Source organism: Allorhodopirellula heiligendammensis (assembly GCF_007860105.1).
Classification (GTDB): domain Bacteria; phylum Planctomycetota; class Planctomycetia; order Pirellulales; family Pirellulaceae; genus Rhodopirellula; species Rhodopirellula heiligendammensis.
Genome location: NZ_SJPU01000003.1, coordinates 460,810 through 478,384, shown reverse-complemented (window position 1 = coordinate 478,384; position 17,575 = coordinate 460,810). Strand labels below are relative to the sequence as shown.

Below are 17,575 nucleotides of genomic sequence, written 5' to 3'. Positions count from 1 at the left end.
AATGAATTGGGGCGGCTCGTCTTGCTATGAAAAGAGTGCGTCGATGACTTTGCCGTTTCGGACCAGCGTGATGGGACGGCCGGTACCGGAGTCGTACTCTTTGGCGGGGTCGATGCCCAGGTTGTGATAGAAACTCGCGGCGACATCGTCCGGCGAGATCGCCTCGTGTCGTGGTGCGGCAGCGGTGTCGTCGCTGTCACCGATGACTTGTCCACCTCGTACACCGCCGCCAGCCATCAACATGAACATGCAGCGAGGATAATGGTCGCGGCCGCCTTCAGCGCTGCGGGTATTGATTTTGGGAGTCCGGCCAAACTCGCCGGTCACCATCACGGCGGTAGAATCCAGCAAGCCCCGTTGTTCCAATCCTAACAGCAGCCCACTGAGGCCCATGTCGAGTCGGGGTAATAAATCTGTCTTGAGCTTCGTAAAGTTGTCTTGATGCGTGTCCCAACCGCCGAGTTGCAATGAAACAAAATTGACTCCAGATTCGACTAAGCGAAGGCTGAGCAAACAACTCTGTCCAAAACCGTCCTCGCCGAACTGCTGGCGGAAACTATCCGGTTCTTGAGCGATGTCGAACGCCTTTCGGGCGCGCGGAGAAGTGATCATGGCGTACGCCTGCTCACCAAATCGCGTCATGCCCTGCAGCAATTGATCGTCCGATTCCAAATCGGCGAAGCGCCGATCGAGGCGTTTCAGCAGACTTTGCCGACGGGATATTTCGTCGACCGATAGATTGCCGGGTAGTGAGATACCGCGTACCGAGAACGGCTGATCGAACCTCGGCGTCGCTTTGGTCTCCAAGGCTGCGTTCTCGAGGCCAAGAAACCCGGGGCCATGGCCGGCCTGTGGAACAGCAACGTGATTGGGGATATTGAGATCGCCCGCACGTTCGGCAGACACCACCGACCCGAAACTCGGATACTGCAGTGAGGGAATCGGACGACTGCCCGTGTTAACGTACTCCCGCCCGAGTTGATGAGCGGCGAGAGTATGCGAGACGCCTCGTAGAATTGCGTACTTGTCCGCGACTTTAGCGAGTTGCGGCAAGTGCTCAGAGATCTGGACGCCCGGAACGTTCGTGCGGATAGGGGCGAAAGGTCCTCGTACCGCATCGGGTGCATCCGGTTTCAGATCGAATGTATCCATGTGCGAGGGGCCACCCACCAGTTCGATAAAGATCGCCCGGCTGGCACGTTGCTCGCGGAGTTCCCCGGCACCAGCCATCTGGAGCCAATGAGGCAGCGTCAGACCACCGATCCCAACAGCGCCAGTACCCAGGACGCCCATTCGAAGCAGATCACGACGGGTAGCACCGTCACAGGTTTTGTGTAATCGCATGATAGTCCACTTAATGGGTGATAATGAATTCTTTCGTATTAACCAATGCCCAGACGATTGACGACAAACCCTCGGCAACTGTCTCGGATTCCTCAATGTACGTCTTCGCAATCTCCGCCTCCTCGGTGTCCGGAAGCCGGGAGAGTGTCCGCAAATATGCTTCATCGACGACGAGTGCAAGCGTATCGTTTCCGTGCTTCTGAACGCTTGATGGCGTTTCCATCCCAATCCGGGTCAGCTGCCACGCGGTGGGGTCGGCGAGCAGATCGGCGAATGTCGGAGTGGCAAATCCATACTCTGCGAAACGTTTGCGAACCATGCGGTAGGCGGCGAGAGTTTTCTCACGCTGCCGTGCCCGCTTGCTGGCATCGAGCGACTGAAAACGCTCGATTCTGGCGATCGTCTGCCGTCGGATCAGATCTGCTTTACGAGTGATCTGATCTGCAGCGGGGTTCGTTCGTTCATGGGGCCCCGCCTCGCCGAGGCTCTCACAGGCCTGCGCGACCCAGCCATCTTTGGACGCGAGTTGCTGATACATTTGAATGTCATTGCGCAAGTAAATCGATTGCAGCAAGCTCGGCGAATCACTGCGGTCGCAGTCGCAATTGCTCTCTCGCTGTGATTGTCCGAACACCTGTAGCGCGAAGTCTCGTTGATTGCGTCGTTGGGGAATGTCCGCGGCGATCGCCATGTCGGTCATTTGAGCTCGCATCTTCGTCGTTTCTGCAGTCGACTGAGTTGCCAGCAGCACCGCATCCCGAATCACTTCGGCTGGCAGTCGCCGGGGAACGTGGCGGCTAAAATTTGTCCGGTCCTGCGTGTTGCTCGCGTTGGTCTGCGTGCTGCGCTGATAAGCATCACTGGTGGTGATTTCGCGATGCAACCAATGCAAATCATATTCATGCTCACGCAATCCCGCTGCCAGATAGTCCAGCAATGGCTCATTGCTGGCGGGATTGGCCAGGTTCATATCGTCGGTGGGGTTGATCAGACCGATGCCGAAGTAATTTGCCCAGACACGGTTCACAATCGCGCGTGCAAAATACGGATTCTCTGGTGCCCGCAACCATTGCATCAACGCGTCACGAGGATCTTGATCAATTCGAATGCCGGAGGATTCACCGAGTGCAAACCCCTGTTCGATCGCCGCCACCGGGACGCGTTGATTCTTATTCTTGCGTTTTTGTGCACCGGCAACGCGCCGCGTTTGGTTGCGTGGTTGGTTGTAGACCAATTCCGGAAACGGCACGACATCGCCATCGGAGGCCCGTTTATAAATAAGTTTGCGTAGATCACCGTTGTTAATGTCCTTGCCACCGGTCAACTCTTCGAGCAATTCCTTGCGAGTTTTCACCGCATCTTTGGCCACAGTATTTGGCCGCGCGTTGAGGTTGCTAAACAGTTTCGCAAATTGATCAAAGTCATCTTTCGACCATTGATCAAAGGGGTGCTTGTGGCACTGTGCGCACTCGATGCGAATGCCCATGAAGGCGTACGCGAATCCGATCGCCCGCTCCTCTGGCTGTTGCAGGTTGCGGCGAGCCCAGAATAAAGGCATGCCATCACGCGCAGCATACTGTCCTTCATTGCCCGGCTGACATGCCGCAGTCAACGATTGACAGTACTCTAAATAGGATTCTCCATCTTGCCGACTCTCTGCGGTCACGATGCCTGCGACGATTTCATCATAGGGAATGTTGTCATCCAGCCGCACCCGCAACCATTCGTACCACAACCGGGAGGCGGCACCGCGTACGGGCAGCACGTTATTAAGTTGCTCTTCACTATTGCCCGTCCAGTCTGAGAGCCGCGTCGCCCACCACGCCGCATAACCTGGAGCCTCTAGAAGTTCCTCGATGAGCCGTTGACGTTTATCAGTGTCGTCGTCTGCCAGGAACCGACGGACTTCCTCCGCCGCAGGCAGCGTTCCCGTCATGTCCAAACTTACCCTGCGAATGAACTCCGCATCGGTGCACAAAGGTGATGGTACGATCCCCAGTTTGGAGTGCTTGGCCGCAACCAGGCGGTCGACGGCATGATCGGAAAGGGGAGGCGTAGCGATCGACGACTCGACTTGCACGGGCCGAATCACAGAAACCGGCACGACAGCTCGGTCATAAGCGACAACCACGTGAGTGTCGCCTTGCAGACCGCTACGCACATGTCCGTTTTCATCAATTGCAGCTACGGCGTCATCGTTCGTCGAGAATCGGCAGAGGGCCGTCACGTCTTCGCGAGTCCCGTCCGCCCAATGCGCGATCGCCGTCAATTGCATGTCTTGTTCGGCATTGTCAAAGTGCACTTCGGTGGGCAAGACTTCCAAATGGTCGAGTACCTGCAAATTGCTATTCGCCGACTCAGCACCCGCTTCAATCCAGCGACTGAGAACTCGATACTGCCAACTCGCTTTCTCAAACCGCTTGCCGCCCTCATGCATATCGGCGTCGGTCGGCTTGGCCAGAATCAAACTTTCGTCGACGTCGTCGGGATCCACGCGTCCCGCACTCTCAGCGAGGAGAGCAGCATGATCCGCTTGGAAGTCATACCCGAAAAGCGACAGCTGGAAGCCGCCCTGCCCTTGAAACGAGCCATGGCATGCCCGCCCGTTGCAACCCAAACGGCCCAATAATGGCATGACATGCTTTTGGAAGTCAGGAACCTCACTCGTGCCCGCCTCCGCAAATCGTTGAGGCAAGGGTTCCATCACGTCCGACGGCGCGGTCGTCGAATGCACCCAGACGGGTTCGGCCTCGAGTGGCAGGCAAAAGCTAACGCCAATTGCCAACATAATTGGAAAGACGATCCACGGCACAGATCGTTGCGCAGACTTCATCGTACGACTCACAAATTCCAAAGGGCAGGAACGAGACGGCGGAATTATACCACGAAAGGCCCCCGTCTAGCCAACAAACGAGTGAATTCGCAGCGTAAGTTCTGCAAGAACGGAATACAACGGCTCGTTATCGCTGACTGGCGATGGTCATTGAACGCCACCCCGGCTCCCGAGTTTCGCGAAATTGTCGCGAATCCTCCCGTACACGAATTAGCGCTGCGGACCGTCAGACGCTGGTGGGGCCATCGCTAAGATCGCGATGCCCAATCGGTCGGCAAGTTCGATGGTCGCCTCGCGATCCAATAGAATGGTGCGGTCAGCCTCAACGGCAATCGCCACGCCGCCGGCATCGGCGACATTCTGCACCGTCTGAGTACCGATCGTGGGCACATCGAACCGCATGTCTTGGTTGGGCTTGCTCACCTTGACCAGCGTCCAGCCGCCCCGTCGACACAGCTCGCCACTGCGGCGGATACACGCATCGGTGCCCTCAATCGCCTCGACCGCGATCACGGTAGCGTCTTTAACAGTAACCGCCTGGCCAATATCGAGTCCGCCCATGGTTTTGGCGATCGACCATCCCAGCTCGGCGTCACGTTGCGAGCTACCAGATAGTTTTTTGCGCGTCAGTAGTCCTGCCTTCACGAGTAACTCCGGAGCAAGGCGAGTAGCCGAACAGATTTCGAGCTGGTGGCGATGATAGGTATCGATCACGGCAGTCAACAAGCGATCATCGCGGGCATCGCGTCCACGTCCCAGCAGCAGTGGACCGAATGTCCGCATGCATACTAAATCGGGAAAATGTCGCAACCAAACCGATCCACTGTACAGCAGATCGGATTTGAACAGCTTCCCGGCCATGGTCACCTTGGTGACATGTTGCTTCTTAAAGTATCGCAGATGCTTGCCAAAACGACCGACTCCTGACCACAGGACGCGATCGCATGCCGCTTCAATCTCGGGACCTGCATGCCCAGTGATCGCGACACAGACAACGGGATGTCCATCCTCACGCAATCGCGTGGCGACGGAGATCGGAAATTGGCCCCATCCCGCGACGAGTCCAACCGGCTCACCGGGTGCGAGCGTCACATCAATATCATGGCGGACCCGGTCCTGACAATTGATTTGAAGTGACGTTTGGATAGCTGCCGAGTGGTGCGCGGGAGTGAGCAACGTAGACACGAGATCAAGCCGCTTTGGATGCCGAGTCGCTCGAATCCTGATCACGATCCTGCAACAGTGACTTCACCTCGCGCTGCAAAACTTTGATATCACGCCGCATGTCGGGCAACTTACGCTGCACTGCGAAGACTCGCATTTGGTCGTGCTGCGGTGTAGCCGGCGAGCCAATATGAACGCCGCTCTCCAAGCTATCCATCACGCCCGCTTGGGCGCCCACGATGACGCCGTCACCCAACTCAATATGATCCTTGAGGCCAACTTGGCCAGCCAACACCACGTAGTCGCCGGTCGTGCAACTGCCGGCGATTCCAACTTGGCTGCATAGCAAATTGTGCTTTCCAATCCGACAGTTGTGTCCGATCATGACTTGATTGTCGATCTTCGTGCCCTCACCGATTCTGGTCGCTCCGTAGGTTCCTCGATCGATTGTAGCGGAGGCGCCAATCTCGACATCATCGTCAATTTGCACATAGCCGAGCTGCGCCGTTGGGATGTGTCTTCCATCGACATTCCGGTAACCGAAACCATGGGCGCCAAGGGTCGCCCCAGCGTGAATCACCACACGAGCGCCGAGTCGACAATAAGAATAGAGCGTGACGTTCGGATACAACACGCAGTCCGGGCCGATCACGCACCCTGCCGCGATGCTGACCCCCGCATGAATTTTGCAATTCGCCTCAATCACCACACCGGCACCGATCGACGCGGCGCCACTGATCTGCGCTGTCGGATGAATCAGGGCGGTTGAGTCGATCCCCGCTCCCGGCACGTCTTGGTCGACTGGTGGTCGGAAGTGACGAATGATCTGAGTGAACGCGGCGTGCGGTTCTGCAACGACGATCTGCCAAGCGGGCCCGTCGCCATGAAGATCCTCTGCGGAGAGGGGCGCCGGTGTGATCACCACCGCCGCATGGCAGCCGCGGATGGCTCCCGCGTGCTGGCAGCGGTCAACCATTGTCACCTCGTTGGCTGCTGCTTCGGCTGGCGGTGCAGCGCCACCAAGGGACAGCCGTTCAGGCGATTGTCCGGTGCCGATCAGCGGCAGCAGATGCCCTCCGGTCAGCTCAACTATTTGGTTTAGCGACAACGGATCGGACGCTGCCGAGTAGTGTCGATCGATCATCGTGGTCATGGATCGCGTGTCCTGTCATACGATTTCAGGGGAAAATTTCACCCTCGTCGTCTACCAATTCAGGCCAAGCTGAAGCAACAGCGATTCCACGATTTCTGCCAAGCGGGGACGGGACGTCTCAACACCGAGAATAGATTCGTCCGAGCCATCCGAACGTGGCGACTGCGATCAGATCGTTCGCGATCACCCACGCCAGACGCTCAAAAGCCGATCTCAGTGCCCAAAACTACTCGACGACGAGCTCTTCGATTCAGGGTCCGGCGATCGTCCATTCCAGCCCAAAATTTGACAGCAGATCCTCCCAAGCTGGGGCCGACTACTTGGCGAACGCGATGCTTTGATTTGAGACCGCTCCCCACCCATTGCCGGTGGCCTGCGCGACCACTGGCTGCGACGTCCGTTCTTCGGCCGCATGCGAGTTCGCTGGGATGAAGACGGTGAACACGAGACCGTGATTGGTTTGAATCGTAACGTTTACGTACTTGACGTCAGTCGACACGACGAAATTCCTGAAAACAAGGTGATTTTTTTGCGGAAGCTAGATTGGTATCCCGCAACATCCGTGCCTACGTCGGCAATTTTATCACCTTCCGTTCCGACTCCCGTGTTTTGACGAAATCGTCCCCTGCCCTGTGACGATCGCGCGACAACCATTGGCGACAACGCGTCAACTGAGATTGTCGCTGAGATTAGGCGAGCCGTCGAAGGGGTCGGTATGGCACGTCATGAGGGCTTGCCATCGCGATTGCTAGCTTCCTAAACGCTGCTATAAAACGCCGCCCAGCCATTTGAAATGGATTGGAAACCGATTGCTGAATTCGTCTGTCCGCTCCCACTGTGGGGCCGACTTCCCGACACACCTCCCGTGCAACATTGTTCAAATCTCCGGTGCTGAAAAGTAGGTCATGATGGATGAAAAACTCTCCTCCGTTTTTTGGAATATCCAACAGCGGAACCTCGGTGAATCGGAGTTCATTCAGGCTGTCAAGGAAGTCCTCGATTCCTTGGGGCCCGTCCTTGCCAAGTTTCCCAAGTTCGCCGAGCAGAAGATCATCGAGCGTATCTGTGAACCCGAGCGCCAAATCATTTTCCGGGTCCCGTGGCAAGATGATCGCGGAGAAGTGCATATCAATCGTGGATTTCGTGTTCAATTCAACAGCGCATTGGGGCCCTACAAGGGTGGGCTGCGATTCCATCCCTCGGTGAACTTGTCCATTATCAAGTTCCTCGGGTTTGAGCAGATTTTTAAAAACGCATTGACCGGGATGCCCATTGGCGGTGCCAAGGGCGGCAGCGATTTTGATCCGAAGGGTCGCAGCGACGACGAAGTCATGCGGTTTTGTCAAAGCTTCATGACCGAATTATCACGGCACATTGGTGAATACACCGATGTTCCCGCTGGCGATATCGGCGTTGGCAAACGAGAGATCGGATATCTGTTCGGACAGTACAAACGCATCCGTAATCGCTACGAGTCAAGCGTCCTGACGGGCAAGGGACTCAGTTACGGGGGAGCACTCGTCCGCACCGAGGCGACCGGTTACGGCCTCGGATATTTCGTTCAGGAAATGCTCGCAGCCAAGAACGAAACCTTGGAAGGCAAGACGTGCGTGGTCTCCGGCGCGGGCAACGTCGCGATCTACGCTATCGAAAAGGTTGCTCAACTGGGCGGTCGAGTCGTGGCGTGCTCGGACTCGAAAGGCGTCATTTACGACGCGGAGGGAATTGATCTGAAGGCGATCAAGAAAATAAAGGAGGTTGAGCGAGGCTCGATCGAGAAGTACTGCCAAACCCGGAAGCACGCTCAGTACCAACGCGGCGGCAATTTGTGGGAAATCGAGTGTGATGTGGCGTTGCCGTGTGCCACCCAGAACGAACTGACCGGTCGCGATGCGGACGCACTGATCCGCAACCAATGCAAGGTTGTGGCCGAAGGAGCGAATATGCCGACGACACCGGAAGGCATCGCCAAACTCGTCGCCGCAGGTGTGGCGTATGCCCCCGGCAAAGCCGCCAACGCGGGCGGCGTCGCGACGAGCGCGCTGGAGATGCAACAGAACGCCTCGCGTGATGCGTGGTCCTTTGAGTTCACCGATCGCCGACTGGCGACCATCATGAAGGACATTCATGGACGGTGTCTGGCAACGGCCGATGAGTTTGGCGTACCCGGTAACTACGCGCTGGGCGCGAATATTGAAGGTTTCATGAACGTGGCCGATGCGATGCAGTCACTGGGGTTGATTTAGTCAGCGGATGCGGCCTCCGTAGCCACCAGCCCCGCAGCCCCCAAAGACTCGCTCGAGAGCGCCTCATCCGCGCCTGCCATCCGCGTCTGCCATCTTGGGGAACTTCTGGTCGCGGGCACCTGCTGGATGTCTTGCGTGATCTCGTTCTTTTGCGCACGAGGCGTGCTCGGCGACGGTGAGGATCCACAGCCCTGATGGACGGTCTCGACGAACATCGGCGGTCCCCCTGATGTCATTCAGTCGCCTCAGGGTCAAGGCAAGAATCGCTACATAACGTCGTTTAGGTTCGTCTTGCGGTCAATCGCTCCAAAACGCTAACAACGAACAAGACGCGTTTACTTATTTATTTGCGAAAGAGCCGATGCCCAGTCCCGCTTTACGCCAAACGGCAATCGTTCCGCCCGCCACAACTGATCTCGTACCTGAGTCACCGCGATTGCGTCTCGTCGGTAGCGACGGTGACCTCGACATCACGTCGGACCTCCATGTCTCGCCCGCGTCCGACTACCCCCACTCGATCGGTGCGAGGCGACCGTGGATGACGTGGGCCTGCCTGATCAGTTCGATGATCGTCGGCATCATCCTGACAACACTCACGGGCTGCCACTGGGCTTCGGGCAGCCAGAACACGCAGGGGGCGGCCATGTACAACCAAGGCCAATACACCGGTGCGATGGAACAATTTCGTAAAGCCATCGCTTCGAATCCAGCGGATCCCGACGGCTACTACAACCTGGCCGCGACTACCCACCGGTTGGGGAACCAACGCCAAGACCCGAATCTGATCCGGCAAAGTGAATCGCTCTACAATCAAACCCTCGATCACGATCCCAATCATGTCGACGCTCATCGCGGTCTGGCAGTGCTGTTGGTTGACTCAGGGCGTCCTGATCGTGCGTTTGCGTTAATGAAGAACTGGGCGGCCCAAAACCCCACACTTGCTGAACCGCGGATCGAACTGGCTCGCCTGTATGAGGAACATGGCGAACCACAAGTGGCATTGAAGTATCTGGAAGACGCCGTGCAAACCGATGCCAACAACCCCCGCGCGTGGTTGGCGTTGGCACGCCTCCGAGAACAGAGCGGCGACCCCGTCCAGGCGTTGCAGAACTATCAGCAAGCGTTGCAGGTCGGTGGTGGAGCCTTGGGGCCCAATTCAGCGATGGCCACCGAGCGCATTGCCGCGCTGAGTCGCCAAATCAATTCCGCCCGAGATGCCCAGCTCAATTCGGGCGGGACTCAAATGGCCACCCCCGCGTTTGGCTCGACTCGCTACTAAGTATCCACCCCAGCAACCACGAATTGTCTGTCGAGCCGCCTTGCTGACCCGATGACGGGCTCGACTCGCGGAGGGCACTTGCTAGGCTGGCCTTTGCGAAAACACCGTGCGAGGCAACTTTCGTAACGCGAATGGCAAGGATGGACGCACCGATGCTTGCGTAAAGTGGCAATTCGTCGACAATACCCCGCTTTCCAATCTACTTTGCTCCTCCCGCTCCCCAAAATCACATGAAGTCCATGGACGCGCTCGTGTCGTTGTGCAAACGACGCGGTTTTCTGTTTCAATCCAGTGAAATCTACGGCGGAGTGCAGGGGCTTTGGGACTACGGGCCGTTGGGTGTCGAACTGAAGCGGAATCTAAAGAACGCCTGGTGGCAGGACATGATCACCGGCCACAACGAATTGACTGCCCCTGCGGGCGCCCCGTCGTCATTTGAAATGGTCGGCCTGGATTGCACGATCCTCATGCACCCTCAAGTGTGGAAATGCAGCGGACATTATGATTTGTTCCATGACTACATGGTCGATTGCCGCGAATCCAAGAAACGCTATCGGCACGACCAAGTTCGTGGCCGATTCGTTGAGTACAACGGACAAAAAGTCTTCATCACCACACTTGCAGAAATCGAGCATGAGCACGAGGAAATTCAGCGCCGAGCGCTCAAGTTTTTCAAACTTCGCCCCAAGAACGCTGGCGAATTAACTATCGAGTCCGAATCAATCACGCTCGATAAGCTCGATTCTCACGACGATGTACTGGGGCCGGATGCCAAGTCGCTCGGCACGCTCACCGAGCCGCGCGAGTTTAACCTGATGTTCAAGACCACGCTGGGGGCACTCGGCGGTGCTGATGACACCACGTTTCTGCGCCCAGAAACTGCCCAGGGCATCTTCGTTAATTTCAAAAATGTCCTGGACAGCTCACGTGTGCGTGTGCCTTTTGGAATCGGCCAGGTCGGCAAAAGTTTCCGCAATGAAATCACACCTCGTAACTTCACGTTCCGATCGCGTGAGTTTGAACAGATGGAGATCGAGTTTTTCTGTCATCCCGATCAATCTCACGATTGGTATCGGTACTGGCGCGATCGCCGCATGGCTTGGTATACCGCGATGGGGCTGTCGAGCGAGTCGCTGATCATGCGAGAGCACGAGCAATCCGAACTCGCCCACTACAGCGTCGGGACCGCGGACATTGAGTACGCCTTCCCGTTCCTGCCCGAGGGCGAGTACGGCGAACTTGAAGGTATCGCCCACCGCGGCGATTTTGATCTGCGCAGCCATATGGAAGGCAAGCTCGACCCCGCGACCAACCCCATGACCCTGCAGCTCGGCGAGGATGGCAAGCCAAAGTATCGCGGCAGTGGCAAGGACCTAACCTACCGGGACGACATCTCTAACGAGAAATTTATCCCGCACGTGGTCGAACCATCCGCCGGCGCCGATCGCGCGGCCCTCGCATTCTTGTGCGAAGGCTACACCGAAGACCAGGCACCCGATGAAAATGGCAAGATGCAGGGCCGTACAGTGATGAAGCTGCACCCCCGACTAGCGCCGATCAAAGCCGCTGTGTTCCCCTTGGTCAAAAAGGATGGGATGCCGGAGATCGCTCAAGAAATCTACGCGGGGCTGAAGCAGCATTTCAATGTATTCTACGACGCCAAGGGCGCTGTCGGCCGGCGATATCGTCGTCAGGATGAAGCGGGCACGCCGTACTGCATCACGGTCGATGGCGATTCCTTGACCGATCGAACCGTCACGATTCGGGATCGCGACTCGCTCGAACAAACGCGGGTGAAGATCGATGATTGCGTCGCTGAAATTCGCCAGCGTATCCTGGCCTAACCGTGACCGCCTACCTCGTTCGAATCGGGTTCGCCGGTGACGTGTTTCTTGCCAATCCGCTGCTGCCTGAGATGAAACTCGGACGCGGCAGCGAGGTGCTCGTGCAAACACCTCGCGGCGTCGAACTCGGTGAGGTGCTAGGCGAATCCAAGTTCGCGGCCGCTCGTGCCACAATCGGAGATGTCACCTGTCACCACGAGGCACACGTCCACAATTCATCGTCACTGACGATCATCCGCGGACTGACCGCAGATGACCGGTTACTCGTCGAGCGGTTACAGCGGTACAAATGTGATGCCGTTCGCCGTTGCCAAGACGTATTGGCCGCGAGTGACTCCGCGGCAATGCTCTTAGACGTCGATCAACTCTTCGATGGCAATACATTGGTGCTGCATTTCATCGGGCCCGTCGATGCGCTCGGCCGCGAGTTGACCAACACCATCGTGGCTGAATATGAGTCTCAAGTCCAATCGATTCGCCTAAGCGAATTGATGACTGAAGGCTGCGGTCCCGGATGCGGCACCGATGCCGGAGGCGGCTGTGGAACAGCGACTGGCTGTGCGACCTGTGCCGTCGCCGGCGCATGCAAGGTCAAGTAACGCCCGCTCCCGTCCTGCCTTCATCACATTTCTGCGGCGAACGACATCACGCAGTGAAACTTGTCCGGGCACTGTATAAGATCGCTGAAACGTACCCACAACCAGCGCCCACACAGCCCACCGCGGGGGCGATCGGAACGATTAGAAGGATAGCGCCCATCGCTGCGTTTCCGCATCGTGGATTATTCGGAGGTAGTGTGGCGGCATAGCACGCATCTGAATACAGGCCGGCGATTCCGAGGATAGCGATCGGGAAACAGGTCCCCAGGAATCCTATCCAAGCCCAACGACGCCGAGAGGGCGGTCGAATTTGCGATCTCGGAGCTGCAGTGAAAACGTTCCGCAATTTGTATAGTTCATCGCATTCACTAGGCAGTGATTCAAAACACTTTCATCGATTCATTTCGATATTTTAGTCCGACGAGCTGAAGAACTTTATCGCAGCAGGAATTCCTTGATCGATCATTGATTGATAGTGCCCCCCGCTGGTGACAATGATGGGGTCCACCTCCTTATTGGAGCGACGCAGTTTCGCGATGAATTTCTCGGCGTCGCCGATGGGAACATTGGTGTCGTCGCGAGCGTGAAATACGAGAACGGGGCATTCGATGGAGTGAGTGACGTTGATCGGTGACGTCTTCATCACGAACGCTCCAACGCCGGGCAGCAGTTGCTGAATGCTGGGATTGGAGACCACGTCAGCCATGCGGGATTCAAGGTCGTAGGCGGCTGCAAAGGCGGCCACGCGATTGATTTTGGGCTCTGCTGCGGCCAGCAAGAGTGCCACTGTCGCCGCGGAACTGTGGCCGGCACAATTGATTCGTTCTGAATCCACCATTGGTAATTGCTGCAGTGCGTATTGCACTGCCATCCGGCCGTTGGCAACGCCGCCTCCGGCGTCGCGGAAACGTGGGAATTGAGTGGCAAGCTCTCCCATTAAGATCTGCTCATTCTGCTGCGCTGCCTCAGAGACTGGACCGTCGAGCGAGTACGCAATGACGACCATGCCGGCCTCGGCATACGGAAGCGTTTCATCGTGGTAGTCCGTGTTTTGATCGAGATCGACCCCGTGCAGCAGCGGCGTTCCCGCAGGTGCGACTAGCACGCATGGCAGAGCCCCCATCCCGTGCTCGCCGGGCGGTAGGTAGATCCGCATTTGCATCCGCCCTGCCGGTTTATCTGCCGACCCTGAGAGACGTACGAAATAGCTCGTCACTCCCGAAGGAAACGTTTCTTCTTCAGCTCCTAGCGGAGGTAGGTCGACGTAACCAAGTTTGGCAGGATCGATAGCGCGGGCGGGTGGCAGGGCATGCTGAGGTGTCGTGGGGGACGCCACTCCCGAGGAGCCCGAGGGCGCTGCGAGGGTCTCCGACGGAGCAGCGACGCTCGTCGTGATCGAGAGTACGCTCCACAACGCGACCGCACCGCCGACGAACAATGCCGCGGCGGCGATACCGCCTCCCGCCAATCCAACCATCAGCCAAGCGGGAACCAAATTCTTGTTGGTCTCCGATGAGGCTGTTGCTAGGCGATTAGAAGTTGGAGGAATGGTTCGGATAGGAGCAGAATGTAGATACGGATTATCTGAGAAATGATCAAAATCGAGTGGATCCGAAGCCGGTGGCACTGCCGGGACTGGTTCCTGTTCGGTTGCGGCAACCACAGGCCTCGGCATGCGACTGGTTTGGCCAGACGATTGAGGATTCGACTCAGATCCTTGAGGATGGGTCGGCGCAGACTCGCGATTGATCGATAGGGGTGTATCGGTTGTTGCTGGAATCGTAAGGACGGTCTGGCATGCGGGACATCGTGCACGTCGGGCCTGCGCGGCCGGCGTCGCCCGCAGTCGCTTGTCGCAATGACTGCACTGCACCATGATCTTGTCGCTCATTTGCGATTCCCTAGTAGGTTTCATGGTGCCCGTCATTGGATGGTAGTTGAAATACTTCGACTAAACTGCCAATGGGCGCGCCTACGGCAGCACAATGCCTGCCGTCAGGCGAGAAGGCGACGTACTTGACGTATCCTGAATCACTCATCGTCAGCTCCTTTAGCTTAAGTCCGGTATCAACATCCCACAGTGTCAGCTTGCCCGAACTGCCGGTGAGCAAGTGTTTTCCATTAGGCGAGAACGCGGCGGACCACTGAATCTGTGTCCCTTCGCAGAGTGGCAACTTCTGTCCGGTGATCGGATCCCAAGATTCCATTTTGTAGATCTCCCCTGCGCTGATCCGTTTGCCATCCAAGGAGATGGCAACGCTCTGTCCACTGCCGCGCGTTAATTCCATTTTCTGCAACGGTTTGAGCGTTTGAACATCCACCAGCACGGCATGCCGTGTATCGCAGATCAACGCTTGCTCATCATCACTGGTGAAGCGAACCGCCGCTGTTGAGCTGAACTTGAAACCGCGGTAACAGCCCAGGATCTCGCCACTCGCGAGTTCCCACAGATAGGCGTCACCGCCCGCATGCGCGGTCAGGACATGCGTGTTGTCGGACGAGATCGCGATCGCCTTCACTTCCCGCTTGTCAATTTTAAATCGGTGCTCGGGAACGAGCGGCTTTCCTGGCATCCGTTTCCATATCAGCACATACCCTCCCTGAGTGCCGCCTGCGATGCGACTGCCGTCGGGTGATACCGCCACGCAGGTGCGGAACCGAGCTTCGTTGTCCTCAAGAGTAAACATCTCCGACTGGCCCGTCTGGACGTTCAAGACGCTCACATTTTGATTGCCGAACGTAACCAGTTCTGAACCATCAGGTGTGAATGCGAGGCCCTTGTAACCCCACGATCCGGACCGAAACTGTCGAATCGAGCCCGCATCGTTGGTGGGCGTGACATCGACCTTCACCAGTTTGATGCTTGGGTCGGAACGATGAGAACTGGTGTTGCCATCGCTCACCGCGAGCTGGTCGAGATTCGAGGATACCCCGAGCGTATTGATGCTGAGTTCGAGGGCACTGTTTTGGTTTCGCGGCAACGACGCGTCGATCGATTGATGGGCATGGAATTCAGCTGAACCGGGAAGGTCTGCTCGCTTTTCCCGTTCGGCGAGTCGAGCGGCATCAGATCGAATTCGTGCTGCTTTCGCCTTGGCCCGTTCCTCGGCGAGCTTCGCTTTGCTGACCAACGAGTACCTCAATTCGGTCGGAATTCTCAGCGTGATGTTTCCTTCCGAAATGACGATCTCGGCGTGGTATTGGAAATCCTTCATTTGGCCTGTGCTCAGGTTGAAGTGGCCCGTTCCTTGGCCAACTACCTTGATCATGTCCGGCCCTTCACCGGACTTACTTGGAACTCGCAGTTCGTAGTTTTTCGTGACATCGACGATGTCACCATATTGTGCTCCCACACTCACCGAACTCGACTCTGTTCCCGTGTAGACGTCCCCGGGCGTTCCCCTTGGAGGTGAGGATCGCATCCAGGGCGGTCGGACTCGATTGGGCATGCCCGCATAAGGACCGAAGCGAGACGAGCGATCTTCGGTGGGGTTGATCTCGATCGTGATCACTCGTTGCTCGTTGATTCGGCCTGGAGCCTGGTCGGGCAAACGCTCCACTCCGATCGCGGCGGCGTTGCCGAGGAGATAAGGCAAGGCTGATTGATCGCTCAGTTGGGATACTTGCCCCAACGCGTCAAAGAACGCTGCACCGGAGAAATTGGCATGCTGGGGCGGTTGGAAATGCGCCATCCGTCCGAACGCGCCAGAGTTCTGCTCTCGAGTCGATTCCGTCCAGAAGTTCGTAATCTTGATTTCGCGGGCGGGCTTGCTGCCAATACCTCCAGGCCCGTGCGTGACCTTCAGGAGTACAACGGCGGGGCTCACCTTGGCAACTAGATCAGGTGGTGGCAAAACATCGGAGACATCGTCAAATGTGACAGGCAGTTGATGGCGGTGGGCAAGGCTCGCCACCTCCTTGGCCGGAATCGCAAAGCCCACCTCCGAGATACCGAGCCCTGCTAAGAGAGCATTGGCAACTCCGATGACATGACCGGATCGGTCGATCACGGGGCCGCCGCTGTTGCCGGGATTAATGCTCGCATCGATCTGCAATCCCGAACTCCCGTGAGGGCCGCCTCTGCCGGAGACCTCACCTCGGGTGACCTTTACCGACTCACCGAGCACATCGGAGAGTGGGAATCCGACGGCGCGGACTTCGTCGGCTAAACGCACTCGATCCGAATCTCCTATCTTGAGGAAGGGGAATGATGGCCCTTGGATCTTCAACACCGCCAAATCGAGGTCGTCGTCAATTGCCACGACCTCCGCCTCATACGACTTGCGGTCCTGGACGACCTTGATCGAGGTGGCACCGTCAATTACATGGGCGCAAGTAACTACGATACCATCCGCGGTCACGAGGAATCCGCTGCCCGTTCCCTCTTTTGCAGGCGTGGGCGACCTAGACTCAGTAGGCTTTCGGCCGGTCGGCTGCAAGGTATTGCGTCCGCTCAATGAAACGGTGCGCGAGCCAATTTCGGCGCTTCCAGAAAACTCGTAGACAGACGATTCCGTTGCTGACCACTGGTACGCTAAGCGAACTGGATCGTCCGAGACACTCGGCACATCTCTCGGCTCATCAGCGATGGGGACCGCGTCGTTCTCCACTTGCGAAACAACCCCGCGTTCAATCGGATGGGCAGTTGAAGACTGGGCGAGGCGTGATTGGTCGGTGGCTTGCTCGGGATGTGGACCCTGGGGAGTGTTCGCGGCAGGCGTCGCTGCTAGCAAGGTTGTCGGGCTTGGTGACGGACTGGGCGCTGATCGAGGTGGATTGGTGCCGTTCTCAAGCCGGGACTGCGCCGTCGCGTCGGTTTGTGGTGCTGGCAGAGCGGCTTTGCGGGTGGGCCTGGGATTGACATCATCGGGCTTAACCGCGACGGAGGCAGCCCCATTCTGACTCCGTGACAAATGAATCCCCACCGCCAATGAAAGCATGCACAGCCCCATGAGTGAGGTCGCGACAATGCCAATCAACGTGTACCTGACGAAGCGATTTCGCCGAAGAATCGATGAGTCCATGCGATCTTACCTCAACAATTTTGAGAACTGGGGTACTCTCAGAATCTCGCTCTACCACATGTCTGAGGCTTGCAGCGTCAGATCTCGTT

Annotated in this window: 12 protein-coding genes; 4 read left to right on the top strand and 8 right to left on the bottom strand. The window is 57.3% G+C overall.

Going from position 1 to position 17,575, the window contains the following annotated elements; genetic code table 11:
* Positions 1-24: 24 nt before the first annotated feature.
* From Poly21_RS21780 to Poly21_RS21760, 5 genes are all read right to left on the bottom strand, one after another.
* Positions 25-1,344, bottom strand: a complete 1,320-nt coding sequence (locus Poly21_RS21780; RefSeq protein ID WP_146409155.1) for a DUF1501 domain-containing protein — start codon at positions 1,342-1,344, stop codon at positions 25-27.
* Between the two features lie 10 nt (positions 1,345-1,354).
* Complete coding sequence (locus Poly21_RS21775; protein ID WP_146409154.1) at positions 1,355-4,177, bottom strand: DUF1549 and DUF1553 domain-containing protein; 2,823 nt, start codon at positions 4,175-4,177, stop codon at positions 1,355-1,357.
* 210 nt (positions 4,178-4,387) lie between these two features.
* The gene (locus Poly21_RS21770; RefSeq protein WP_302120346.1) at positions 4,388-5,305 is read right to left on the bottom strand and encodes an LpxI family protein; all 918 of its coding nucleotides are present in this window, start codon (positions 5,303-5,305) and stop codon (positions 4,388-4,390) included.
* A 61-nt stretch (positions 5,306-5,366) separates the two neighbouring features.
* The gene (lpxD, locus tag Poly21_RS21765) at positions 5,367-6,494 is read right to left on the bottom strand and encodes a UDP-3-O-(3-hydroxymyristoyl)glucosamine N-acyltransferase (RefSeq protein ID WP_146409153.1); all 1,128 of its coding nucleotides are present in this window, start codon (positions 6,492-6,494) and stop codon (positions 5,367-5,369) included.
* A gap of 316 nt (positions 6,495-6,810) precedes the next feature.
* Positions 6,811-6,993, bottom strand: a complete 183-nt coding sequence (locus Poly21_RS21760; RefSeq protein ID WP_146409152.1) for a hypothetical protein — start codon at positions 6,991-6,993, stop codon at positions 6,811-6,813.
* Between the two features lie 406 nt (positions 6,994-7,399).
* Between Poly21_RS21760 and gdhA the strand changes: the two genes are divergently transcribed.
* Positions 7,400-8,740 carry an NADP-specific glutamate dehydrogenase gene (gdhA, locus tag Poly21_RS21755; protein WP_146409151.1) on the top strand — a complete coding sequence of 447 codons (1,341 nt, stop codon included), beginning with the start codon at positions 7,400-7,402 and terminating at the stop codon, positions 8,738-8,740.
* Here the strand turns inward: gdhA and Poly21_RS27825 are convergent.
* Positions 8,737-8,976: a hypothetical protein gene (locus Poly21_RS27825; protein WP_302120096.1), complete on the bottom strand. Its 240-nt coding sequence runs from the start codon at positions 8,974-8,976 to the stop codon at positions 8,737-8,739. The genes gdhA and Poly21_RS27825 overlap by 4 nt on opposite strands.
* Before the next feature lie 125 nt (positions 8,977-9,101).
* Between Poly21_RS27825 and Poly21_RS21750 the strand changes: the two genes are divergently transcribed.
* The 3 genes from Poly21_RS21750 (at position 9,102) to Poly21_RS21740 (ending at position 12,462) form a co-directional block, all read left to right on the top strand.
* Positions 9,102-10,019, top strand: a complete 918-nt coding sequence (locus Poly21_RS21750) for a tetratricopeptide repeat protein (RefSeq protein WP_302120095.1) — start codon at positions 9,102-9,104, stop codon at positions 10,017-10,019.
* A gap of 239 nt (positions 10,020-10,258) precedes the next feature.
* A complete protein-coding gene (locus Poly21_RS21745) occupies positions 10,259-11,863 on the top strand; it encodes a glycine--tRNA ligase (RefSeq protein ID WP_146409487.1) in 1,605 nt (534 codons plus the stop codon).
* A gap of 2 nt (positions 11,864-11,865) precedes the next feature.
* Positions 11,866-12,462 carry a hypothetical protein gene (locus Poly21_RS21740; protein WP_146409150.1) on the top strand — a complete coding sequence of 199 codons (597 nt, stop codon included), beginning with the start codon at positions 11,866-11,868 and terminating at the stop codon, positions 12,460-12,462.
* A gap of 412 nt (positions 12,463-12,874) precedes the next feature.
* Here Poly21_RS21740 and Poly21_RS21735 read toward each other — a convergent pair whose 3' ends face one another.
* On the bottom strand, positions 12,875-14,353 hold the full coding sequence (locus Poly21_RS21735; protein WP_302120094.1) for an alpha/beta hydrolase family protein: 1,479 nt from the start codon (positions 14,351-14,353) through the stop codon (positions 12,875-12,877).
* Between the two features lie 10 nt (positions 14,354-14,363).
* Positions 14,364-17,486 carry a trypsin-like peptidase domain-containing protein gene (locus tag Poly21_RS21730; RefSeq protein ID WP_146409148.1) on the bottom strand — a complete coding sequence of 1,041 codons (3,123 nt, stop codon included), beginning with the start codon at positions 17,484-17,486 and terminating at the stop codon, positions 14,364-14,366.
* Positions 17,487-17,575 lie beyond the last annotated feature (89 nt).